Origin of the sequence: Achromobacter mucicolens (genome assembly GCF_029866465.1) — a bacterium.
Classification (GTDB): Bacteria; Pseudomonadota; Gammaproteobacteria; order Burkholderiales; family Burkholderiaceae_B; genus Achromobacter; species Achromobacter mucicolens.
On record NZ_CP123364.1, the window covers coordinates 894,010 to 916,349 of the forward strand.

General features: G+C 67.7%; 21 protein-coding genes. 10 read left to right on the forward strand and 11 right to left on the reverse strand.

Annotation, left to right across the window (positions count from 1 at the left end; translation table 11 throughout):
* Window positions 1-25 precede the first annotated feature (25 nt).
* Together QEP15_RS04010 and paaG are read left to right on the forward strand one after the other, a co-directional pair.
* Window positions 26-1,138, forward strand: a complete 1,113-nt coding sequence (locus QEP15_RS04010; protein ID WP_280148475.1) for an acyl-CoA dehydrogenase family protein — start codon at window positions 26-28, stop codon at window positions 1,136-1,138.
* A complete protein-coding gene (gene paaG / locus QEP15_RS04015) occupies window positions 1,135-1,941 on the forward strand; it encodes a 2-(1,2-epoxy-1,2-dihydrophenyl)acetyl-CoA isomerase PaaG (RefSeq protein WP_062840288.1) in 807 nt (268 codons plus the stop codon). The genes QEP15_RS04010 and paaG overlap by 4 nt, the downstream gene beginning before the upstream one ends.
* Window positions 1,942-2,001: 60 nt before the next feature.
* Here paaG and QEP15_RS04020 read toward each other — a convergent pair whose 3' ends face one another.
* Entirely contained in the window at window positions 2,002-2,895 is an 894-nt protein-coding gene (locus QEP15_RS04020; protein WP_142050828.1) for a LysR family transcriptional regulator, read from the reverse strand.
* A gap of 188 nt (window positions 2,896-3,083) precedes the next feature.
* Here QEP15_RS04020 and QEP15_RS04025 point away from each other — a divergent pair, with 188 nt between their 5' ends.
* From QEP15_RS04025 to QEP15_RS04040, 4 genes are all read left to right on the forward strand, one after another.
* Entirely contained in the window at window positions 3,084-3,914 is an 831-nt protein-coding gene (locus QEP15_RS04025) for an HTD2 family dehydratase (RefSeq protein WP_280148476.1), read from the forward strand.
* On the forward strand, window positions 3,911-5,104 hold the full coding sequence (locus QEP15_RS04030; RefSeq protein ID WP_082586256.1) for a CaiB/BaiF CoA transferase family protein: 1,194 nt from the start codon (window positions 3,911-3,913) through the stop codon (window positions 5,102-5,104). The genes QEP15_RS04025 and QEP15_RS04030 overlap by 4 nt, the downstream gene beginning before the upstream one ends.
* On the forward strand, window positions 5,101-5,934 hold the full coding sequence (locus QEP15_RS04035; RefSeq protein WP_280148477.1) for an HpcH/HpaI aldolase/citrate lyase family protein: 834 nt from the start codon (window positions 5,101-5,103) through the stop codon (window positions 5,932-5,934). The genes QEP15_RS04030 and QEP15_RS04035 overlap by 4 nt, the downstream gene beginning before the upstream one ends.
* Window positions 5,935-6,000: 66 nt before the next feature.
* Window positions 6,001-6,897: a sugar kinase gene (locus QEP15_RS04040; RefSeq protein ID WP_180098870.1), complete on the forward strand. Its 897-nt coding sequence runs from the start codon at window positions 6,001-6,003 to the stop codon at window positions 6,895-6,897.
* Window positions 6,898-6,930: 33 nt separating this feature from the next.
* Here the strand turns inward: QEP15_RS04040 and QEP15_RS04045 are convergent, their stop codons facing one another.
* Genes QEP15_RS04045 through hda form a run of 4 tightly spaced genes read right to left on the reverse strand, consistent with a single transcriptional unit; the run spans window position 6,931 to window position 10,183 of the window.
* The gene (locus QEP15_RS04045) at window positions 6,931-7,419 is read right to left on the reverse strand and encodes a 2-amino-4-hydroxy-6-hydroxymethyldihydropteridine diphosphokinase (protein WP_180098871.1); all 489 of its coding nucleotides are present in this window, start codon (window positions 7,417-7,419) and stop codon (window positions 6,931-6,933) included.
* A 5-nt stretch (window positions 7,420-7,424) separates the two neighbouring features.
* Window positions 7,425-8,786, reverse strand: a complete 1,362-nt coding sequence (gene pcnB, locus QEP15_RS04050) for a polynucleotide adenylyltransferase PcnB (RefSeq protein ID WP_062840293.1) — start codon at window positions 8,784-8,786, stop codon at window positions 7,425-7,427.
* Entirely contained in the window at window positions 8,787-9,485 is a 699-nt protein-coding gene (locus tag QEP15_RS04055) for an HAD family hydrolase (RefSeq protein WP_128830006.1), read from the reverse strand.
* Window positions 9,482-10,183 (reverse strand): DnaA regulatory inactivator Hda, encoded by a 702-nt coding sequence (gene hda, locus QEP15_RS04060; RefSeq protein WP_056320988.1) that lies wholly within the window; start codon window positions 10,181-10,183, stop codon window positions 9,482-9,484. Before hda ends, QEP15_RS04055 begins: the two co-directional genes overlap by 4 nt.
* Window positions 10,184-10,464: 281 nt before the next feature.
* On the opposite strand from hda, the gene purM reads away from it, so the two are divergent.
* Window positions 10,465-11,514: a phosphoribosylformylglycinamidine cyclo-ligase gene (gene purM, locus QEP15_RS04065; protein WP_280148478.1), complete on the forward strand. Its 1,050-nt coding sequence runs from the start codon at window positions 10,465-10,467 to the stop codon at window positions 11,512-11,514.
* A gap of 179 nt (window positions 11,515-11,693) precedes the next feature.
* Here the strand turns inward: purM and miaA are convergent, their stop codons facing one another.
* Window positions 11,694-12,653, reverse strand: a complete 960-nt coding sequence (gene miaA, locus QEP15_RS04070; RefSeq protein WP_180098872.1) for a tRNA (adenosine(37)-N6)-dimethylallyltransferase MiaA — start codon at window positions 12,651-12,653, stop codon at window positions 11,694-11,696.
* 1 nt (window position 12,654) lies between these two features.
* Window positions 12,655-14,679, reverse strand: a complete 2,025-nt coding sequence (gene mutL, locus QEP15_RS04075; RefSeq protein WP_280148479.1) for a DNA mismatch repair endonuclease MutL — start codon at window positions 14,677-14,679, stop codon at window positions 12,655-12,657.
* 99 nt (window positions 14,680-14,778) lie between these two features.
* On the opposite strand from mutL, the gene QEP15_RS04080 reads away from it, so the two are divergent.
* Window positions 14,779-15,417, forward strand: coding sequence for a VTT domain-containing protein (locus QEP15_RS04080; protein ID WP_128830008.1), 639 nt, complete (start codon window positions 14,779-14,781; stop codon window positions 15,415-15,417).
* Between the two features lie 97 nt (window positions 15,418-15,514).
* Here QEP15_RS04080 and QEP15_RS04085 read toward each other — a convergent pair whose 3' ends face one another.
* The gene (locus tag QEP15_RS04085) at window positions 15,515-16,897 is read right to left on the reverse strand and encodes an N-acetylmuramoyl-L-alanine amidase (protein WP_056320999.1); all 1,383 of its coding nucleotides are present in this window, start codon (window positions 16,895-16,897) and stop codon (window positions 15,515-15,517) included.
* Window positions 16,825-17,364, reverse strand: coding sequence for a tRNA (adenosine(37)-N6)-threonylcarbamoyltransferase complex ATPase subunit type 1 TsaE (gene tsaE, locus QEP15_RS04090; protein WP_081100995.1), 540 nt, complete (start codon window positions 17,362-17,364; stop codon window positions 16,825-16,827). The genes QEP15_RS04085 and tsaE overlap by 73 nt, the downstream gene beginning before the upstream one ends.
* A 161-nt stretch (window positions 17,365-17,525) precedes the next feature.
* On the opposite strand from tsaE, the gene fumC reads away from it, so the two are divergent.
* Window positions 17,526-18,923, forward strand: a complete 1,398-nt coding sequence (gene fumC / locus QEP15_RS04095; protein WP_128830010.1) for a class II fumarate hydratase — start codon at window positions 17,526-17,528, stop codon at window positions 18,921-18,923.
* A gap of 68 nt (window positions 18,924-18,991) precedes the next feature.
* On the opposite strand, the gene QEP15_RS04100 is transcribed toward fumC, so the two are convergent.
* Window positions 18,992-19,969 (reverse strand): AEC family transporter, encoded by a 978-nt coding sequence (locus QEP15_RS04100; protein WP_425285976.1) that lies wholly within the window; start codon window positions 19,967-19,969, stop codon window positions 18,992-18,994.
* Window positions 19,970-20,130: 161 nt separating this feature from the next.
* Here QEP15_RS04100 and QEP15_RS04105 point away from each other — a divergent pair, with 161 nt between their 5' ends.
* Window positions 20,131-21,123: a tripartite tricarboxylate transporter substrate binding protein BugE gene (locus QEP15_RS04105; protein WP_280148481.1), complete on the forward strand. Its 993-nt coding sequence runs from the start codon at window positions 20,131-20,133 to the stop codon at window positions 21,121-21,123.
* A gap of 78 nt (window positions 21,124-21,201) precedes the next feature.
* Here the strand turns inward: QEP15_RS04105 and QEP15_RS04110 are convergent, their stop codons facing one another.
* The gene (locus QEP15_RS04110; protein ID WP_280148482.1) at window positions 21,202-22,227 is read right to left on the reverse strand and encodes a LysR family transcriptional regulator; all 1,026 of its coding nucleotides are present in this window, start codon (window positions 22,225-22,227) and stop codon (window positions 21,202-21,204) included.
* Between the last annotated feature and the right edge of the window lie 113 nt (window positions 22,228-22,340).

The following is a 22,340-nucleotide window of genomic DNA, read 5'->3' on the forward strand; positions in this document are numbered from 1 at the left end:
CGCAACCTCGACAGGAACACGACGCATGGATTTCATCTACACCGAAGAACAGCGCATGCTGGCCGACAGCCTGCGCCGCCTGGTGGACCAGGCATGGACCTTTCCGCAGCGGCGGGCCCGGCAGGCCGCGGGCAAGCTGGACCGGCAGGCGTGGCAGGCGCTGGCCGAACTGGGCGTGCTGGGCCTGAACATCTCGCAAGATCACGGCGGCTTCGGCGAAGTGCCCGCCAGCCTGCTGCCGGTGCACGTCGAGCTGGGGCGGGGGCTCGTGTCCGAGCCGGTCATTCCGAGCGCGGTGATGGGCGCGGCGCTGGCCGACGCCTGCGGCGAGACGGCGCGCGGGCGCTGGCTGCCGGCCATTGCGTCGGGCGAGGCCATCGTCAGCGTGGCGTGGCAGGAGCCCGGCCGCCGTTACGCCGCCGGCCCGCAGGACTGCCGCGTTGCCCGCACCCCTGAAGGCTGGCGGGTGGACGGGGCCAAGCATCTGGTGTGGCACGGCGCGGCCGCCGATGCGTGGTTCGTCAGTGCAAAGGGCGAGGACGGCCAGACGGCCCTGCTGGCGGTGCCCGCCGATGCCGCCGGCGTGCGTGTGACGGATACGCCCACGTTGGACGGCGCGCGCTGCGCGCGGCTGGACCTGGACGCGGTGCCGGTTCCCGCGCAGGCATTGCTGGCAGAAGGCGAGGCGGCCGACCACGCGCTGGCGCAGGCCTTGCAGTGGGGCACCGCCGCGCTGTGCGCGCACGCGGCAGGGGCGATGGAGCGCCTGCTGGAAATCACGGTCGATTACCTGAAGACCCGCAAGCAGTTCGGCCAGCCGCTGGCGTCGTTTCAGGCCTTGCAGCACCGGCTGGCCGAAATGCTGGTGGCCAAGGAGCTTGCGCTGTCGATGGCCTATGTGGCCGTCGCGGCGCTGACGGAATCCGACGCGGCGCAGCGGCGCCGCATGATCGCATCGGCCAAGCTCGAGGCCGCCCGCGCCGGGCGCCTGGTCGCGCAGCTGGCCGTGCAGTTGCACGGTGGCATGGGCATGACGGACGAACTGGAGGTGGGCGACTACTTCAAGCGGCTGACCGCGGCCGATCAACTGATGGGCGATACCGCCGAGCAACTGGCCGTTCTGGAGGAATTGGCATGAGCGCGCACGCACCGGCCTTCACGCAGATCCTGTTCACGCTGGATCGCGGCGTAGGCGTCATCACGCTGAACCGGCCCGAGCGCATGAACAGCTTCACCGAGGTGATGCACGGCGAGCTGTCGCGCGCGCTGGACCTGCTGGAAGGGCACGCGGGCCTGCGCGGGCTCGTGATCACCGGGGCCGGCCGCGGATTCTGCGCCGGGCAGGATCTGGGTGAACGCAAGCCCGCCGAGGACGGCTCGCGCCGGGACCTGAGCGTCATGCTGGACAAGTGCTACCGGCCGCTCATCAACCGCCTGCGCGCCTTGCCCGTGCCGGTGGTGTGCGTCATGAACGGCGTGGCGGCCGGCGCGGGCGCAAGCCTGGTGCTGGCCTGCGACGTGGTGTTCGCGGTGGAATCGGCGCGCTTTGTGCAGGCGTTCAGCAAGATCGGCCTCTTGCCCGACGCGGGTGGAACGTGGTTCCTGCCGCGCCTTGTGGGATCGGCGCGCGCGATGGGGGCCGCGCTCTTCGGCGAACCGGTGTCGGCGGCGCAGGCGGAATCCTGGGGACTGATCTGGCGCGTCGTGCCGGACGCGGCGCTGGCGGACACGATCGGGCAGGTGACGGACACGCTGGCCGCCGGCCCCACGCGCGCCTACGCGGCCACGAAGGCGGCGCTGCAGGCGTCCAGCGGCAACACGCTGGCGCAGCAGTTCGATCTGGAATGCGGGCTGCAGCGCGAACTGGGGTACACCGACGATTACCTCGAAGGCATGCGCGCGTTCGCGGAAAAGCGGCCGCCGGCGTTCACGGGCAAATGAGGCGCGGCGAAAAATGTCGCCTCGGAAAAAAGGCGCCCCGGAAAAGCAGTCGCGCTGGATTCAGGCTTGTCGCGGCGTCTGGATCTGATCGATGAGTTCGCGCGCGCAGCCGGGCAGGGCGTCGATGTCGCGCACCAGCAGCTTGCGCTCGCGCACCACCCAGGGTTCGTCCAGCTCGACGACTTGCAGCTTGGTCTCCGACCCGTAACGGCGCGCGGCCGAGTCGGGAATGACGCCGATGCCCACACCCGCCTGCACCATGCGGCAGATCGAGTCGAAGCTGTAGAGCTGGATGCGCTGCGGCAGGCGCTGGCCGACGCGTTCGAGCTGGTCGCGCAGAAAGGCCACCAGCGTGGAGCCTTCGTGCATGGTGATGAACGGGTAGCGCACGGCGTCCGCCAGTTTGACCTTGTCCTGATCCTGCAGCGGATGGCCGTTGGGCACGACCAGCACGAGGCGGTCGGTGCTGAAGTGGATGGTCTGCAATTCCGGCGCATCCACCGGGCCCGCGACGATGCCCAGGTCGGTGGTGCCGTCCAGCACGCCGCGCACGATGTCGCGGGTCAGGCGTTCCTGCAGGTCCACCGTGACGCCGGGGTGGCCCGACAGGAATTGCGCCAGGATGTCCGGCATGAATTCGGTGACGGCGGTGGTGTTGGCGAAGATGCGGATGTGGCCCGCGTCGCCGTCGGACTGTTCCTGGAAATCGTGCTTCAGGTGGTCCACCTGCCGCATGATGACGCGCGCATGCTGCAAGAGTTTCTGCCCGGCAGGCGTGATCTCGACACCGCGGCTGTCGCGGTAGAGCAGGCGGGAATTGAGCTGGTTCTCCAGCGCCTTGATTCGCACGCTGACCGCGGCCAGGGACAGATGCGCCCGCTTGGCCGCCTGCGTCAGGCTGGGGGATTCGGCGATGTGGATGAACAGTCGGAGGTCGGCAAGGTCGAAGTGCATGGTCCATATATTACGGCGTGGCGCCGGGGGGCGGCCATTCGGGATAGGGATCGATTTGCGACGGCCGGCCGGGGCGCGGATGGCCGATTCAGGCGCAGCAAACCCCGCCTTGAGGAAAAACGAATTCACAGCGCAGAGGGCTTGCGGGCATGCTTCAGTCTGTAAAAACACCACCAGAGGAACTCGGCATGACATCTACAGATCCGGCCGCATGGATCGGCAGCGGCGAGCGCAAGGCGGACGCCATGGATCCCGGCCACGCCGCGCGTATCGCCGCCACCTTGGGCGGACCGGTGCCGGCCCAGGGAGACGACCTGCCGCCGCTGTGGCAATGGGCGTTCTTCATTGCCACGGTCGGCATGGATGGATTGGGGACGGATGGGCATCCCTCGCGCGGCGGGTTCCTGCCGCCCGCGCAGGACCGCAACCGCATGTGGGCCGGCGGCCGGGTGGAATTCCGCCAGCCGCTCAAGGTCGGCGTGCCCGCCGAGCGCGTCTCCACCGTGGCCGAGGTCAAGGAGAAGGCGGGCCGCACCGGGGCCTTGCTGTTCGTGACCGTGCGCCACGAATACCGGCAGTCTGGCGAGGTGGCCATCCTGGAAGAGCAGGACATCGTGTACCGCCAGCCCTCGCCGCCCAAGCTGACGGGCAGCGAACCCGCGCCACAGGCCGAATGGCGCGACACGGTCAATCCCACTTCCGTACTGCTGTTTCGCTATTCGGCGGTCACGTTCAATGGCCACCGCATCCATTACGACCACCCCTACGTCACCGGCGTCGAAGGCTATCCCGGCCTCGTCGTGCACGGTCCGCTCATCGCCACCGAGATGGTTGCCGCGTTTGTCCGCGCCCATACCAAGGCCCGTCTCACGCACCTGGCCTACCGCGGCTTGCGCCCGCTGATTTCCCCCGCGCCTTTCCAGGTTGCCGGCCGCCTGTCCGAGCCGGGCGTCGCCCAGCTCTGGGCCGAGCAGGACGGCACGCTCGCCCACCAAGCCGAATTGAGGTTCACCGAATGAACATGCAGGCCTCCCGCCCGCTGGACGGCATCACCGTCGTCAGCCTGGAACACGCCATCGCGGCGCCTTTCTGCACCCGCCAGTTGGCGGACATGGGCGCGCGCGTCATCAAGATCGAACGTCCGGGCACGGGCGACTTCGCCCGCGGCTACGACGAGCGCGTGCGCGGGCTGTCCTCGCACTTCGTCTGGACCAACCGCTCCAAAGAGAGCCTGACGCTGGACCTGAAGCGCGACGAAGCGGCCGGGATCATGGACCGCCTGCTGGAATCGGCGGATGTGCTGGTGCAGAACCTGGCGCCCGGCGCCGCCGCGCGTCTGGGACTGTCCTTCGAGGCGCTGCACGCGAAGCATCCGCGCCTGATCGTCTGCGACATCTCGGGCTACGGCGAGGGCGGTCCCTACCAGGACAAGAAGGCCTACGACCTGCTGATCCAGAGCGAAAGCGGCTTCCTGTCGGTCACCGGCACGAAGGACGATCCGGTCAAGGCGGGGTGTTCCATCGCGGACATCGCTGCTGGCATGTACGCGTATTCGGCCATCCTGAACGCGCTGCTGCTGCGCCAGCGCACCGGCGTGGGCAGCCGCCTGGACGTCTCCATGCTCGAAAGCATGGTCGAGTGGATGGGCTTTCCCATGTACTACGCCTTCGACGGCGCGGCGCCGCCCGTTCGCGCGGGCGCGGCCCACGCGTCCATCTATCCGTACGGGCCGTTCCCGGTGGGCGGCGGGTCGACCATCATGCTGGGCCTGCAAAACGAACGCGAATGGCGCGTCTTCTGCGCTCAGGTGTTGCGCCAGGCCGATCTGGCCGAAGACCCGCGCTTCATTTCCAACTCGCTGCGCACCGCCAACCGCGACGCCCTGCGCGCGCTCATCGTGGCGGCGTTTGCGGACCTGTCCATCGAGCAGGTGACGCAGCGCCTGGAAGACGCGCAGATCGCCAATGCCCGGGTCAACGACATGGCGGGCGTGTGGGCGCATCCGCAATTGCAGGCGCGCCAGCGCTGGAGCGAGGTCGACAGCCCGGCCGGCGTGCTGCCGGCGCTGCTGCCGCCCGCCAGCAGCAACGCGTTCGCGCCGCGCATGGGCGCGGTGCCTGCGGTGGGCCAAAACACCGATGCGGTGCTAGCATCACTGGGATACGCGCCGGATCAGGTGGCGCAGTTCCATGCCTCGGAGGTCGTGTGACACATCCCGTCGTTCGTAGCGCCCTGTTTGTGCCGGCCTCGCGGCCCGAGCGCATCCCCAAAGCGCTGGCCGCCGGTGCGGACGCCGTCATCGTGGACCTGGAAGACGCCGTGGAACACCTGGCCAAGGCGACGGCCCGCGAAGCCCTGTGCGATTTCCTGGGCATGCATCGCGAGGCCCGGCTCTGGGTTCGCATCAACGACGCCTCCACCTCCTGGCACGACGACGATCTGAAGGCCTGCCGCGGCAAGGCCGGCGTGGCGGGCATCCTGCTGCCCAAGGCCGAAAGCATGATGCAGGTGCGGCACGCGGCGCAGGCCGGCTGTCCGGTGATCCCCATCCTTGAAACCGCGCAGGGCATTCTCAATGCCGCCGAGATCGCCGCGACCCCTGGCGTCGCGCGGCTGGCGTTCGGCAGCCTGGACTACGGCCTGGATATGGGCCTGACGCCCGACACGCCGGGCGCCGAAACGGTGCTGGACCACGCGCGGGTGCAGGTGCTGTTGCACACGCGCGCGGCGGGTCTGGCGCCTGCGCTGGACGGCGTTTTTCCGGGCGTGCAGGATCAGGCGGGCCTGGCGGCCGCCGCGGGTCGCGCGCAGCAGATGGGGTTCGGCGGGATGCTGTGCATCCATCCCACGCAGGTTCCGGTCATTCACGCCGCGTTCGTGCCGGCGCAGCAGGAACTGGACTGGGCGCGGCGCGTTGTCGCCGCGCACCGCGACACGGCCGCGGGCACGTTCATGCTGGATGGCAAGATGGTCGACGCGCCCGTCATCGCACGGGCGCGTCTGGTGCTGGCGCAGGCGGGCGAGTCCGCGCGCGGCTGATTCTCGCGCCGGCGCCTCGTCCAGACCATACCGAGGCGCCCCGCGCGCAACTGACAGGGCGGGCCCATGGGCGAGGCGCTTTTTATCGGACATACCTACATCGACGTAACCGTGCTGGCCGACGAGTGGCCCACGGGCGACCAGAAAAGCGTGGCGCGCGATTACGCGGTGTCTTTCGGCGGCAACGCGGTCACGGCGGCCTTTGCCTGCGCGCGGCTGGGATTGCCGCCCGATCTGATCTGTTCCCTGGCGCCCGACTGGCTGGGTCACATGTACACGGACATGGCCGCCGCGCATGGCGTCACGTTGCACGCGCGGCATGTGCGGCGGTCGTCGCTGTCGTTCATCATGCCCAACAACGGCAAGCGCGCCATCCTGCGCGCCCGCGATGCCGACTACCTGAACGACTTTCCCCGCCTGGACATCGCCGGCTATCGCGCGCTGCATCTGGACGGCCATCAGCCCGATGCCGCGCTGCATTACGCAAGGGCGTGCCGCCAGGCCGGCGTGCTGACGTCACTGGACGGAGGCGGCGTGCGCGAGAACACCGACGAACTGCTGCGTTACATCGATGTGGCCGTGTGCGCCGAGCGCATGTGCGAACAACTGAACCTGCCGCCCGAGGGCCTGCTGGACCTGCTCAAGGCGCGCGGCTGCCGCATCGGCGCGGTGACGATGGGCGAGCGCGGGATGCTCTGGTACGACGAAACGGGTCGCGTCGACACGCTGCCTTCGCTGGATGTGCCCGCCTCGCGGATCATCGACACTTCGGGGGCTGGCGACGTGTTTCACGGCGCCTACGTGTGGTCCTACCTGACGCGGCCGGAGCAGCCCTGGATTGAGCATTTCACGTTCGCGCGCGCGGCCTCGGCGCACAAGATCCAGCATCTGGGCAATGAGGCGGGGCTGCCGGACGTGGAAGACGTCGAGCGCGCCATGATGGCCTTCACGCCCAAGGGCTGACGCGCGGCAGGCGGCGCGCCCCGATGGGCGTGATCAGCCCGCGAGCCGTTCGATGGGCTGGTCGTGGATCGCGCCGATCCACGCATCCATCGGTTTGCCGTGCACCGACAGGTCAGGCGCCAGGTCGCGCAGCGGCAGCAGGACGAAGGCGCGCAGATGCAGACGGGGATGGGGCAGGATCAGCCGTTCGTGATCAAGCTGTGCATCGCCGTGCAGCAGCAGATCCAGATCGAGCGTGCGAGGGGCATTGCGGTAGGGACGCAGGCGGCCGTGTTCGTGCTCCAGCGCCTGCAGGACATCCAATAGCGCCAGCGGCGCAAGGACGGTATCCAGGGCGGCCACCGCATTGATGAAGTCGGGGCCGGTGGCATCGACCGGCGCGCTGCGGTAGAACGGCGAGGCCGTCACCCCGGCGATGCCGGGCGTGGCCTCGAGCTGCGCCAGGACCTGGCGCAGGGTGGCCGCGCTGTCGCCCAGATTGGCGCCCAGGCCCACGTAGGCGCGGACAGGCGGCTGCGGCACAGCGGTTACTCGCCGGCGGGCGCGCTGCGCGGCCCGCTGCGGCGCGGGCGGCGGCGCCGGCGCGCGGGCGCGGCGGCGTCGCTGGCTTCGCGCGGCTGGCGCGACACTTCTTCGATCATGTCGGCACGGGTGGCGTCGTCGGCATTGGCCAGATCCATCCACCACTGCGCCAGCACGCTGTCGAACTCGCCGGCGGCGGCGCGCAACTGCAGGAAGTCGCAGGCGGCGCGGAAACGCGGCTGCTCGATCATGCGGTAGATGGTCTTGCCCATGCGCCGTTCGAAACGCGGCTGCATGAACCAGATCTCGCGCATGTCGGACGAGAAGCGGCGCTGGATGGCGAGCTTCTCGGTCTGTTCGTCCAGCACGGAGTCCGCGGCCGACGACAGGGCCGGAATGGTGTGCTCGCCCTGCGCGCGCAACTGCTTCCAGCGCACTTCGACCTGCTGCCACAGCAGCGCGGCAAACAGGAAGCTGGGGCTGATGGTCTTGCCGGCGCGTACGCGCGCATCGGTGCGTTCCAGCGCCAGTTCCACGAAGTGTTCGCCGCCGGGTTGTTCAAGCACCACGTCCAGCAGCGGCAGCAGGCCGTTGTGCAGGCCATCGGCGCGCAGCTGGCGCAGGCAGTCCATTGCATGGCCGCAGGTCAGCAGCTTGAGCATCTCGTCGAACAGGCGCGAGGCCGGAACGTTCTCGATGAGGTCGGCCATGGTGCTGATGGGCTCGCGCGTGGCCGGATCGATCGTGCCGTTCAGCTTGGCGGCAAAGCGCACCGCGCGCAGCATGCGGACCGGATCTTCGCGGTAGCGCTTGACGGGATCGCCGATGATGCGGATCTGGCGCTTCTTCAGGTCGGCCACGCCATTGTGGTAGTCGATGACTTCCTCGTTGTGCGGGTCGTAGTACAGCGCATTCATGGTGAAGTCGCGGCGTTTGGCGTCTTCTTCCTGGGATCCGAACACGTTGTCGCGCAGGATGCGGCCGTGCTCGTCGGTTTCCTGGTCTTCCGAGGCGGGCGCGCGGAAGGTGGAGGTCTCGATGATTTCCTGGCCAAACACCACGTGCACCAGCTGAAAGCGCCGGCCGATGATGCGCGCGCGTCGGAACAGCGGGCGGATCTGTTCGGGCGTGGCATTGGTGGCCACGTCGAAGTCCTTGGGCTCGAGCCCGACGATCAGGTCGCGCACCGCGCCGCCGACGATATAGGCTTCGTAGCCATGTTGGCGCAGCACCTCGCACACCTTGATGGCGTGGCGCGACACGTTGCGGCGGTCGATGCCGTGTTTGTCGCGCCCGATGCGCAACGGCCCCCTGGGTGTCGGCGCGAATAGCCGGCCGACGAATTTTTTTATGGTTTCAGTGATCATTTAGGACTTCGAATCTTCCATGTGGTCGAACAGGTCGATCACTTGCCAGCCGCGTTCCTGCGCAATGGCGCGCAGGGCGGGGCTGGGGTTGGCGGCAATCGGACGGGTCACTTTTTCGAGGAGCGGCACATCATTGACCGAATCGCTATAGAAAAACGATTCGGAGAAATCCGCAAGCCCCAAGCCCATGCTGCCCAGCCAGTCGTTCACGCGCACCACCTTGCCTTCCTTGAAGCTTGGCGTGCCCAGGATGCGGCCCGTGTAGCGGCCGCGCAGGTACTCGGCATCGGTCGCGACCAGATGGGGCACACCGAACGCGCGGGCGATCGGGGCGGTGACGAAACTGTTGGTGGCCGTGACGATGGCGCAGAGGTCCCCGGCTTCCAGGTGGCCGTCCACCAGGTCGCGCGCGGCGGGGGTGATGGACGGGCGGATGACTTCGCCCATGAAGGTTTCGTGCCAGACGGCCAGATCGTGAGGCGCGTGCGCGGCCAGCAGGCCGAGCATGAATTCGGCGGCCTGTTCGGCCGTGAGTTCGCCGCGGTTGTAGCGCTCCATCAGATCGTCATTCAGGCGGCGGGCCTCGACGGGATCGCCCGCGCGGCCCGTGCGCGCCAGATAGTCGGCCCATTGATAGTCGCTGTCGAGCGGCAGCAAGGTGTGATCAAGGTCGAACAGGGCAAGACGTCGGGTGGTCATGTGCGTTGTGAATCAGGATCTGCGAGCATGGCGCGCAGCAGGGGGAGGGTGATGGGACGGCCGGTGGCCAGGGAATAACGATCCAGCGCGTCGAGCAACGCCGCAAGCTTGCGGATGTCGCGCTCGTGGTGCGTGAGCATCCAGTTGATGATTTCGGGCGCCAGGTGCAGCCCGCGTTCGGCGGCCTGTGCGGACAGCGCGGCCAGCTTGTCGGCGTCGGACAGCGGATCCAGCCGGAACACCAAATCCCAGCCCAGGCGCGTGCGCAGATCTTCGCGCAGCGGCATCGACAGCGGCGCGCGGTCGCCGGCCAGCGCCAGCGCAAAGGCCCGCTGCGTGGCGGCCGATTCGCGCCAGCGGTTGTACAGCGCAAACAGCGCGGCCTGGCGGCTGTCGTCCATGCGGTGCACGTCGTCGACGGCCACGAAGTGGGGCATCGGCGATTTGGAATCGGCTTCGGCCAGGCGGCGCAGCATGTTTTCGCCGTTGGCCGGGTCGATGTAGACGGCATCCGGGCGCGCGGTCAGGGCGCGCAGCAGATGGGTGCGGCCGCAGCCGGCGGCGCCCCAGATGTACAGGGCACGGCCGGGCTTGAGCGCACGCACGGCTGCCACCGCTTCTCCGTTGGGGCCGGCGATGTAGTTGTTCAGCGATGGCGCTGGCGCGGGGAGAACGTCGAGCAGCAGCTGGCGGTTCATGAGAGTTAGCAATCAGGCGTTTTCGGCGGCGCCGGAAGGTCCAGGCCGGGCCGCCGCAAAAAGCCAAGAAAAATCGGTGATACAAGGGCCATGTAGAAACTGGCAAAATCAATACCGGCCAACCCTACACTTTAAACCACCTGAGGCGATGGTGTCGCGTCCGAACGCTTGGCCTGGCGGGGGTTTGCGCCCTTTAGCGCCTGTCCGCGGCCGGGTCATCGTAAAATGCAGGGCGTTCCACCAAAATCCCAGCAATTGTTACATACCCCACGGCATTTCTCATGACGAACCAACCTAAAGCCCCCCTGACCTACCGCGACGCCGGTGTCGACATCGACGCAGGCGACGCCCTGGTCGACCGAATCAAACCCCTTGCCGCGCGCACGATGCGCCCCGGGGTGCTGGCCGGTATCGGCGGCTTTGGCGGCCTGTTCGAAGTGCCCAAGACCTACAAGGAGCCCGTGCTGGTGTCCGGCACGGACGGCGTGGGCACCAAGCTGCGCCTGGCGTTCGACTGGAACCGCCACGACACGGTGGGCATCGACCTGGTCGCCATGAGCGTCAACGACATCCTGGTGCAGGGCGCCGAACCCCTGTTCTTCCTGGATTACTTCGGTTGCGGCAAGTTGTCGGTGGACACGGCGGCGGCAGTGGTGGGCGGCATTGCCAAGGGCTGCGAATTGTCGGGTTGCGCGCTGATCGGCGGCGAGACCGCCGAAATGCCGGGCATGTACCCGGACGGCGAATACGACCTGGCCGGTTTCGCGGTGGGCGCGGTGGAAAAGTCCAAGATCATCGACGGCAAGTCCATCAGGGCGGGCGACGTGGTGCTGGGCCTGGCTTCCAGCGGCGCGCACTCGAATGGCTACTCGCTGCTGCGCAAGATCCTGGAACGCGCCGGCGCCAAGCCCGATGACGATTTCCACGGCCAGAAGATGGTCGACGTGGTCATGGCCCCGACCCGCATCTACGTGAAGCAGGTGCTGGCCGCCTTGGCCAAGCACGGCACCGACATCAAGGGCCTGGCCCACATCACCGGCGGCGGCCTGCTGGACAACGTGCCGCGCATCCTGCAGGACGGCCTGGCCGCCAAGCTGCACCGCGACGCCTGGGAAATGCCCAAGCTGTTCCAGTGGCTGCAAGCGCAGGGCGGCGTCGAGGACACCGAGATGTACCGCGTCTTCAACTGCGGCATCGGCATGGTGCTGGTGGTGGATCCGGCTCAGGCCGACGCCATTGCCGCCACGCTGCGCGAGCAGGGCGAGACCGTCAGCAAGCTGGGCGAGATCGTGCCCCAGGAAGCCGGCATGGCGCAGACCTTCGTGGTGTGACGCCGCGGCGATCGCGCTGCAATGAAGATGACCGCCGTGATGGCGGTCATTTTTTTTTGGCGCCGCGTGAGGGCGCCTGGGCGGCATTCAAAGGTGTCTGACACCCCGACGCCCGACGAGACCAACTTCATCCTGCGATGCCGTCTCAGGGGGTGTCAGACACCTTTGAATGCCGCCCGTCAGTCCGCCAGCGCCAGCGCCACGGCGTCGATCGTCTGCGCGACCGCGTCGGCGGCCAGGCAGTCGACGATGACGCGATCGGGCTGCGCGCGCAGCCAGGTGATCTGGCGCTTGGCCAGTTGCCGCGTCGCCGCGATGCCCTGTTCGCGGGCGGTGTCCAGGTCGATCTGGCCGTCCAGGTGCGCCCACATCTGGCGGTAGCCCACACAGCGCACGGAGGGCAGGCCCGGGTGCAGGTCGGCGCGGGCGTGCAGGCCGCGCACCTCTTCCAGCAGTCCCTGGCGCAGCATGGCGTCAAAGCGCTGCTCGATGCGGGCGTGCAGCGCGGCGCGGTCCGAGGGCTCCAGGCTGATCGTCAGGTAACGGTTGGCGTCTTCGTCCGGCTTGCGCTGGGCGCGTTGCAGCAGGGCCGACATCGGTTGGCCGGAAAGCTGGCAGATTTCGAGTGCGCGCTGGATGCGCTGGCTGTCGTTGGGCGCCAGGCGCGCGGCCGTGACGGGGTCCAGCTTCGCCAGCTCGGCGTGCAGCGCGGGCCAGCCCAGCCGGGCGGCGCGCGCTTCCAGTTCGGCGCGCAGCGCGGGATCGGCCTGCGGCAGATCGTCCAGGCCGTCGCGCAGCGCCTTGTAGTACATCATCGTGCCGCCCGCCAGCAGCGGGATGCGGCCGCGCGCGCGAATGTCGGCGATCAGGCGCAGCGCGTCGGCGCGGAATTCCGCGGCCGAATACGACTGCGCCGGGTCCAGGATGTCGAGCAGGTGCTGCGGAACGCGGGCCTGTTCTTCAAGAGAGGGCTTGGCGGTGCCGATATCCATGCCGCGGTAGATCGTGGCCGAGTCCACGTTGACGATCTCGAGCGGCCAGCGTTCGGCCAGGGCCAGCGTCGAGGCGCTCTTGCCGGCCGCGGTGGGGCCCGCCAGGCAGATGACCGGGGGCAAAACGGGGGAGAGGGATGCAGGCAAGCTATTGCCCACGCAGGAAGAGCTTGTCCAGGTCGGACATGGACCATTGCACCCAGGTGGGACGGCCGTGGTTGCACTGGTCGGCCCGTTCCGTGGATTCCATCTGGCGCAGCAGGCCGTTCATCTCTTCGAGGGTGAGCTTGCGGTTGGCGCGCACGGAGCCGTGGCAGGCCATGGTCGAGAGCAGTTCGTTGCGCTGTTCGGTCAACAGGCGCGAGACGCCCACCGCGCCCAGATCGCGCAACACGGCGCGGGCCAGGGTTTCGATGTCCCCGCGGGCCAGGATGGCAGGCACTGATCGGACCGCGATCGAGGTGGGGCCGGAAGGACGCATCTCAAAGCCCAGGTCGTTCAACTGTTCCTCGAATTCCTCGACCAGCGCCACGTCCTTTTCCTGGGCGTGGAACACCACGGGCACCAGCAGGTCCTGGCGCGGCAGGCTGCGCGCGTCCAGGGCCTGCTTGAGCTGTTCGTAGACCACGCGCTCGTGGGCGGCGTGCATGTCGACCAGCACCATGCCGCGACGGTTCTGCGCCAGGATGTACACGCCGTGCAACTGCGCCACCGCCATGCCCAGCGGGTGTTCTTCGTCGGCGGGCAGCGCGGCGGGCGCGGGCGCCGGTTCACGCAGGGGCGCGGCCCGGGCGGCGGTGTCGTCGGTCAGGGGGCGGTAGAGGGATTGCCAGTCGGCGGCGGGAATGCCGGCCGGTTCGGCGTGCAGGCGGAAGGGCACCTGGGTATGCGGACGCTGCGGGGCAGGCGACGGGCGCAGGCCATAGGCGGCGCCGTTGCCAGAGCCGTTGCCCGAGCCGGGATGCGCACCTGCATGCGCGCCGCCCGCTGTGCTGCCTGTGGTGCTGCCTGCGTTGCCGCCATTCATGCCCCCATAGCCCGGGCGCGGCGATTCGGCCGGGGCCGGCATCGCAGGGCGGTAGGCGGGGGCGGCGGCGTCGGACGAGGCGGCGTCGCCCGCCGGTCGCGCGACGGTTTCGAATCCGCCGTCATCGGCCTGTGCCGCGGGCGCCACGGCCGACGAGCCGCCGGTCTGCGCCAGCGTCTGGCTGACCGCGTGCGAGACGAAGCGGTGCACGGCGCCGCTGTCGCGGAAACGCACTTCGTGCTTGGCCGGGTGGACGTTCACGTCCACGGCGGCCGGATCGATGTCCAGGAACAGCACATACGCAGGCTGGCGGTCGCCGTGCAGCACGTCGGCGTAGGCCGCGCGCAGCGCGTGGCTGACGGTGCGGTCCCGCACGTAGCGGCCGTTCACGTAGAGGTACTGACGGTCGGCGCGGGCGCGGGCGGCGGTCGGCCGGGTAATCATGCCGGCCAGGCTGACCGTGCCGACCGAATGCGACAGCAGCAGGCCGTGCTCGGCGAATTCGGCGCCCAGCACGTCGCGGATGCGCTGCGGCGGTTCGGCCGGCAGCCACTGGCGTTGTGCGCGGTCGTGGTGGAACAGGCGGAAGGCAATCTGCGGATGCGCCAGCGCGATGCGCTCCATGGCGTCGACGCAATGGCCGAATTCGGTGGCTTCGGAGCGCAGGAACTTGCGGCGCGCGGGCACCGCGTCGAACAGCTGACGCACGTCGACGGTGGTGCCGGGCGGGCCGGAGGCGGGGCTGACCTGCATGCTGCCCGCGTCGATCTGCCAGGCATGGTCGCCGTCGCGGGTGCGCGAAATGATGGACACCTGGGCCACGGACGCAATCGAGGCCAGGGCCTCGCCGCGAAACCCCATGGATGCCACGGACTCCAGTTCGTTCAGCGAGCGGATCTTGCTGGTGGCGTGGCGGGCCAGCGCCAGTGGCAGTTCCTCGGGCGGGATGCCGCCGCCGTCATCCGTCACCGCAATACGCCGGATGCCGCCGCCTTCGAGACGGACCTCGATGGCGCGCCCGCCTGCGTCGATCGCGTTTTCAAGGATTTCCTTGAGCACGGACGCGGGGCGCTCGATGACCTCGCCAGCGGCGATCTGGCTGATCAGCAGGTCAGGAAGCGCAAGGATGGAACGACGTTCGGTCATGTGGCCCAGATCTTATGTAGCAGTGCGGACGATTTTAGCGTCATGCTCCAGTGGGCTATAGTCGCTGACAAATTCACATCCGATATCAGGGCCGCTTCAATGCTCGAGTTTTTCAATATGGTGCTCCACATCGACCAGACGCTGGGTCTCTGGGTCGAGCAATACGGCGTGTGGGTGTACCTGGTGCTGTTTCTCATCGTCTTTGCCGAGACGGGACTGGTCGTGCTGCCTTTCCTGCCGGGCGACTCGCTCTTGTTCATCGCCGGCGCCTTTGGCGCCACGGGCCATATCGACCCCATCCTGATGTCGGTGCTGCTCATCGTGGCGGCCGTGACCGGCAACTCGCTGAACTACGCGATCGGCCGCTACATCGGGCCGCGGGTGTTCTCGATGAACCTGCGCTTCCTGGACCGCGGCGCGCTGATGCGCACGCATGCCTTCTATGAAAAGCACGGCGGCAAGACGATCGTCATGTCGCGCTTCATCCCGGTGGTGCGCACCTTTGCGCCCTTCGTGGCGGGCGTGGCCGAGATGTCGATGGCGCGCTTCCAGATGTTCAACATCATGGGCGCGCTGCTGTGGGTGATCAGCCTGGTCGCGGCGGGTTACTTCTTCGGCAATATCCCGATCATTCGCGATCACCTGAACACCATCGTCCTGGTGGGCCTGGCGGCGGCCGTCGTGCCGGTCGTGGGGGCCGGCCTGGTCAAGCTGGTGCGCGCACGCCGGGCGCACTAGGGCGGCGCGCGGCGCCCAAACAAAAAGGCTATGCGCCAACGGGTGCATAGCCTTTTTTTCATGGGCCCGGCCAAAGGGCCGGGATCGCGCGTAAAACCTAGCTCACGTCGCCCAGGCGCGCGAGCGGCGGGTTGGCCGTGAAGTAGCGCTGGATGCCGGTCATCATGGCCTGCGCCAGCTTGTCCTGGTGCCCTGCGCTGCGCAGCAGGGCTTCTTCCTGGGGATTGCTGATGAAGGCGGTCTCGACCAGCACCGACGGAATGTCCGGCGCCTTCAGCACGGCAAAGCCGGCCTGTTCGACGCTGTTCTTGTGCAGGCGGTTGATCTTCTTGATTTCGTCCAGGAAGGCGTTGCCCACCTTGAGCGAGTCGTTGATCTGGGCCGTGGTGGACAGGTCCAGCAGCACCTTGGCGACCTGGCGGTCGTGGCTGCCCAGGTTGACGCCGCCGATCAGGTCGGCCGCGTTTTCCTTGTCGGCCATCCACCGGGCCTGCGCGCTGGTGGCGCCGCGCTGGGACAGCGCGAAGACCGACGAGCCGTTGGCGGAGGGCTTGACCCAGGCGTCCGCATGGATGGAGATGAACAGGTCCGCATGCACACGGCGCGCCTTCTGCACGCGCACGTGCAGCGGCACGAAGTAATCGTCGTCCCGCGTCAGGTAAGCACGCATGTACGGCTGGCTGTCGATCAGCGACTTCAGGCGCCGCGCAATGCGCAGCACCACGTCTTTCTCGCGCAGGCCGGATTTGCCGATGGCGCCCGGGTCTTCGCCGCCGTGGCCGGGGTCCAGCGCGATGGTCAGCATGCGCGGCTTGCCGCGGCTGGCGGTGGCAGGGGGCTTGGGCGGGGTCGGCAGCGCGGGCGCCGGCTGCTGGCCGCGCACGCGGGGCGGCTCGGGCGGATCCGCGCGGGTCACCGGGTTGCGCTGGATGTCTTCCAGGATGCGCGCCAGCGGATCGTCCACATCAGGACCGCTGGACTTGTTCAGGATCGCGATCAGCGGATCCTGGGCAATCTTGGGGTACAGGTCCAGCACCAGGCGGTACTGGTAGTCGGCAACGGGCTTGAGCGTGAACACCTGCGGCGCCACGGGCTGCTTCAGATCGAACACCAGCCGCACGACGTTCGGGCGGTTCTGCGCCACGCGCAGGCTCTGGATGTAGGGATCGTCGGGCCGGACCTTGGAGACCAGGTCGTTCAAGGCCGCGCTGAGGGTCAGTCCCTCGATGTCGACCACCAGGCGGTGGGGATTTTCCAGCGTGAACTGTTCAGCCTTGAGTTCGCTGTCCAGTTCCAGCGTGACGCGGGTGTATTCGTCGGCAGGCCAAGTCCGTACGGCCAGGATCGTGGCGGCCTGCGCCAGCCGCGGCACGACCGGCAGGACGAGCAGCGTGGCGGCGACGCTGATCAGGCGTCGGCGGGTGGCGCCTGCCGAGGGGAGGGCGCCGTCAGGGGCGGGGGGACAATCGCGTTCAACCATGTTTGTCCTCGGGCGGTGTACGCGGTCAGGGTGGCGTCACGTCCGTCGCCTGCATAGGCAAGGCAGATCAGCAGGTCCGGTGGGGGCAAAAGGCCTTCTGCCCGCTCCGGCCATTCGATCAAAACGACCGCATCGTCACGCAGTAAATCCCGAAATCCTGCGTCCAACCATTCGCGCGAATCACTAAATCTATAAAAATCAAGGTGATAGAAGTATAAGTTAGAAAGTTTATAGGATTCAAGCAGGGCGTAGCTTGGACTCTTGATTCGGCCTGTGATGCCGCTTTCACGCAACAATGCCCTGGAGAAGGCCGTTTTTCCTGCGCCGAGGTCACCTTGGAGATGAATACACGCGCCTGGCAGGCCGGTTTTGGCGCCCGTGACCATCGGCGCCAGCTGGCGCGCCAGCGCCTCGGTGGCGGCTTCGTCGGGCAGGTGCAAAGTCAGGGTGGCAAGGGGGGCGGACATGGCGCGGGGCGAGTGGTAAAAAACGAGGATCGGAGCACAGTTTGGAGCAATTATAGGAATGCGTGTTTCTGCTAACCTATAACTGATATTTATTCTCAATATGTCGTGACCGACGGCGTCCCGCCGCCCGCGACTGACGCCGCCACGGAGTTGTACGCGCCATGAAGACCCGCATCGAAAAAGACACCTTTGGCCCCATCGAGGTGCCGCAAGACCATCTGTGGGGAGCCCAGACGCAGCGCTCGCTGCATTTCTTCGCGATCTCCACCGAAAAGATGCCGGAGCCGCTGGTCAATGCGATGGCGCGGCTAAAGCGTTCGGCGGCCAAGGTCAATGCCGACCTTGGTGAGCTGGACGCGCAGATCGCGGACGCGATCATGCGCGCCGCCGACGAAGTCATCGCTGGCAAGTGGCCCAACGAATTCCCGCTGTCCGTCTGGCAGACCGGGTCGGGCACGCAGAGCAACATGAACATGAACGAGGTGCTGGCCAATCGCGCCTCGGAACTCCTGGGCGGCGAGCGCGGTGAAGCGCGCAAGGTGCATCCGAACGATCACGTCAACCGCGGGCAGTCGTCCAACGACACGTTCCCGACTGCCATGCACGTGGCGGCGGCCGTCGAGGTCGAGCATCGCCTGCTGCCGTCGCTGAAGGCGCTGCGCGCCACGCTGGCGGAAAAGAGCGCCGCGTTCTACGACATCGTCAAGATCGGCCGTACCCACCTGCAGGACGCCACGCCGTTGACGCTGGGCCAGGAACTTTCGGGCTACGTGGCCCAGCTTGATCTGGCCGAACAGCAGATCCGCGCCACGCTGCCGGGCCTGCACCAGCTGGCCATCGGCGGCACGGCGGTGGGCACGGGCCTGAACGCGCATCCGCAATTCAGCGCGAAGGTGTCGGCCGATCTGGCCCACGCCACGGGCACGGCGTTCGTCTCGGCGCCCAACAAATTCCAGGCGCTCGCCTCGCACGAAGCGCTGCTGTTTGCGCACGGCGCGCTGAAGTCGCTGGCGGCCGGCCTCATGAAGATCGCCAACGACGTGCGCTGGCTGTCGAGCGGTCCGCGGTCGGGCCTGGGCGAGATCAGCATCCCCGAGAACGAGCCGGGCAGCTCGATCATGCCGGGCAAGGTCAACCCGACGCAGTGCGAAGCCATCACGATGCTGGCCGCGCAGGTCCTGGGTAACGACGTGGCGATCAACATCGGCGGCGCCAGCGGCAACTTCGAGCTGAACGTCTACAAGCCGCTGGTGATCCACAATTTCCTGCAGTCGGTGCGCCTTTTGACGGACGGCATGGCCAGCTTCGACAAGCATTGCGCCGCGGGCATCGAGCCCAACCACGAGCGCATTGCCGAACTCGTGGACCGGTCGCTGATGCTGGTGACCGCGCTGAATCCGCACATTGGCTACGACAAGGCCGCGCAGATCGCCAAGAAGGCGCACAAGGAAGGCCTGTCGCTGAAGGAATCGGCGCTGGCGCTGGGTTATGTGACCGAAGCGCAGTTCGCCGAATGGGTCGTGCCGGGCTCGATGACGAACGCGCACAAGGCTTCTTGAACGGGCTTGCGCCACCCGCATGAGATGGCCGCCCTTGCCGGGGCGGCCATTTTTTTGGGGGGGGAAGGTCAGCCGCCGGCTAGCAGCAGCCACATCGGGATCGTGACGGCCGAGAACAAGGTGCCCAGCGAGATCAGCACGGCCACCATGCGGCCATCGCCGCCCATGCGCATCGCCAGCACGTAGGCCGCCGAGGCGGTGGGCAGCGCCGCGAAGAGCAGCAGCATGCGTGCTTCCAGCGGCGGCAGGCCGAGCAGATGCGCCACCAGCAGCGCGACCGCGGGCAACGCGACGAGCTTGACCCCCAGCATCCAGGCAATCAGCGATCCGTAGCCCTTGCCGCCTTCCCATGCCAGGCTGGCCCCCACGCAGAGGATGCCCAGTGCGATCGCCGCCGCGCCCAGCCGCGCCAGCACGGTGTCGACGGGGCCGGGCAGTTGCAGTCCCGCGAGATTGCAGGCCAGGCCCAGCAGCGTGGAGACCACGAGCGGATTGCGCGCCAGCTCGCGCAGCAGGTTGCCGCCGTTGTGCCGCGCCAGGCCGTATACGGCCGCGACGTTGGCCATGGGCACCGCAAACCCGACGATCAGCGCCATGACGGTCTGGCCCTGGGTGCCCGCCAGACTGGCCGACAAGGCCAGGCCGATGTAGGTGTTGAAGCGGTAGCCGCATTGCGCCGACGAGGCCAGCCCGAGGGACGAGGGCCGCAGCACCGGGCCCGCCAGCCACGCCATCGCCACGCCCACGGCCACGACCGCGGCAGAAGCCTGCAGCAGCAGCGCCGCGTTGCCCGCCGTGATGGGCGTGCGCACGATTGCCTGGAACAGCAAGGCGGGGAACAGCACGAAGTAGACGAGGCGTTCCGTTCCGGCGAAGAATTCTCGCGAGAAACCCAGCTTGTGACGTAGCGCCCAACCCAGCGCGACCAGCATGAAATCGGGGAAAACCAGGAGGGCAACAGACATGGGAGAAGAGGTTTTTGCCGAGCGCCGAACGGTGACCGGCGCGCTATGCGGGTGTAAGCGTTTGCTGCTATTCTCCGACATTCTGGCGGGCGCTTGTGCCACAAGCAACTCATAAATGCAGCGCCGACACGCTGCGCACAAGCAATGCGCCCGCACCGTTATCTGCTGGTCCGTCTACAGGCGGACACAACACACAACGGGCCGTCTACAAACGGGCTCGCACTCTTGGAGGAAACACATCTATGAATAAGGTCCGCTCTCTGGCCGTGGCCATCGCCCTTGCTACCGGCGCAGCCGGCACGTTGGGCGCTTCGGTCGCCCACGCCGCAGACAAGTACCCCAGCAAGGCCATCCGCGTGATCGTTCCGTTTGCGCCTGGCGGTTCCACCGACATCATTGCGCGTCTCGTGACGCAGCGCATGAGCCAGGAACTCGGCCAGCCCATGGTCGTTGAGAACAAGGGCGGCGCGGGCGGCGCCATCGGTGCGGCCGAAGCCGCGCGCGCGCCGGCCGACGGCTACACGCTGTCCATTGCCACCGTCTCCACGATGGCCGTGAACCCCGCTTGCCGTCCGAAGGACCTGCCGTACGATCCGATCAAGGACTTCCAGCCGGTCACCAACTTCGCCAACACCGCCAACGTCGTGGCCGTGAACCCCAAGTTCCCCGCCAAGGACTTCAAGGGCTTCATCGAAGAACTGAAGAAGAATCCGGGCAAGTACTCGTACGGCAGCTCGGGCACGTGCGGCGTGCTGCACCTGATGGGCGAATCCTTCAAGATGGCCACCGGCACCGACATCGTGCACGTGCCCTACAAGGGGTCGGGCCCGGCGCTGGCCGATGCCGTTGGCGGCCAGATCGAAATCCTGTTCGACAACCTGCCGTCGTCGATGCCGCAGATCCAGGCCGGCAAGCTGAACGCCATGGCCATCGCGTGGCCCGAGCAGATCGCCGCGGTCAAGGGCGTTCCGACCTTCAAGGAAGCCGGCTACCCGGTGCTGAACCAGCCCGTCTGGTATGGCCTCTTGGCGCCCAAGGGCACGCCGATGGAAGTCGTGAACAAGCTGCGTGATGCCTCCGTCGTGGCCCTGAAGGACCCGAAGGTCATCAAGGCGCTGGACGAGCAAGGCTCGGCGCCGTCGGGCAACACGCCGGAAGAGTTCGCCAAGGAAATCCAGGAACAGTTCGACTGGGCCCAGGACGTCGTCAAGAAGCAGAACATCAAGCTGGACTGATGTTTCGCGGGGCAGGCGGGTCTGCCTCGATCGACATTGCAGCGGGCGCCTTCGGGCGCCCGTTGTGCTTTGCGGCTATCAGACCCGCGCGTCCAATCCTTCCAGCAGTGCGGCGCAGGCGGCGCGCAGGCGCTCGATCAGGTCCCGGTGCAGGGCGGAAAGCGGATCCTGGTTGCGCGTCATGATGCTGATCGGCACCCGCAGCGCGGGTTCCAGGCGGCGCAGGGTCATGCCGGGACGCAGCATGGCTTGCGCGGTAATGGCGTCGACGATGGCGTCGCCGCAACCCGCGTCCACCAGCGCGCACGCCACGTAATGCGTCTGCACCTGGATGGCGACCTGCGGCGCCAGGCCCTGGGCGTCCAGCGCCAATTGCAGCAATGCGCCGGATGCGTCGCTGGCGTCCAGCACGATCAGCGTATCGGCTGCCGTGGGTGCGCCCGACGCCGCAGCGCCCGACGCAGCGGCGCCCGACGCAGCGGCGCCCGACGCAGCGGCGCCCGACGCATCGGCGCCCGACGCAGCGGCGCCCGACGCTTCTACGCCTCTCGCTTCCGACAGCTCCGACAATCGCAGCGGACCCTGCGCGGCGCGGCGGCTCAGGTGCACGAGCTCGGTATGGCCCAGCCCCATGCGCGTGAGGCCGGGGTAATCGTTGGTGTCGAACGTGATGGCCAGATCCAGTTCGCGCGTCAGCAGCCCCTGCACCAGCTCGGCGCTGTGATGCGTGTGGATATCGAACGTGATGCCGGGCTGCGCGTCGCGGCTGTCGCGCACGACGCCGGGCAGCAGGCCAAGTCCCAGCGCGGGCGCGCAGCCCAGGCGCAGGTGGCCGTTGGGCCGGTCGCGCAGGTTGGACGCCAGCCGGCGCACACTGCTCAGGTCCTGGCTCAGCCGCGCGATCTCGGGCGTCAGGATTTCTGCCTCGCGCGTGGCGACCAGCCGGCCCTTCACCCGGTCAAACAGCTTGAAGCCAAGCTGGCTTTCGGCATGCGCCAGCAGCTTGCTGGCGGCGGGCTGTGAAATGTGCAGCGCGGCGGCGGCTTCGGTCAGGGATCCGGTGCGGCGGATCGCTTCGAATATCTCGATGTGGCGCAGGCGCATGGCGCAAACGGGGGCTCTGGTGATCCGTAAACCGCGATTCTAAGCCGGAAGGCGCGCATGGGCAGCGGCGCAGACCTTTGACTATCATGGACGCCTGCCGGACGTCCGGCGAT